Raw genomic sequence first — 430 nt, 5'->3', positions numbered from 1 at the left:
GTATTTCGTGTCGAACCGTGCCATATTTCGTCGGTATATAAATCTATTATTTTTACCTGTTCGGGAGCACACCCATGTCACAAGTGGAAGAGTATCTATCAGTCGAAGAACTTATCGAATTTCAGAAAGAAGAGACGCGCGATATTATCGCCGCTTTACTTGAAGACGGTAGTGAACCTGATGCTTTGTATGAAATTGAACATCATCTTTTTGCTGAAGACTTTGAGACTTTAGAAAAAGCGGTTGTTGAAGCCTTCAAGATGGGTTTTGAGGTTCTAGAAGCAGAAGAAACTGAAGACGAAGATGGCAAAAAGCTATTGTGCTGTGATGCTACAATGACTTGTACTTTAGACCCTGAGCTGATCGATCAGCAAGTTGAGAAGCTGATTAACCTAGCTGAAAAATACGACATTATTTATGACGGCTGGGG

General features: G+C 40.7%; 1 protein-coding gene. It reads left to right on the top strand.

Going from position 1 to position 430, the window contains the following annotated elements:
• Positions 1-74: 74 nt before the first annotated feature.
• The coding region (gene rraB, locus AB4585_RS21760) for a ribonuclease E inhibitor RraB (protein WP_372170898.1) at positions 75-430 on the top strand (356 nt) is incomplete at its 3' end.

Source organism: Vibrio sp. 10N.222.49.C9 (assembly GCF_041474985.1).
In the GTDB taxonomy this organism is placed as follows: domain Bacteria; phylum Pseudomonadota; class Gammaproteobacteria; order Enterobacterales; family Vibrionaceae; genus Vibrio; species Vibrio crassostreae_C.
The sequence above is the reverse complement of the archived record's forward strand: the minus strand, read 5'-3'. Positions and strand labels throughout refer to the sequence as shown.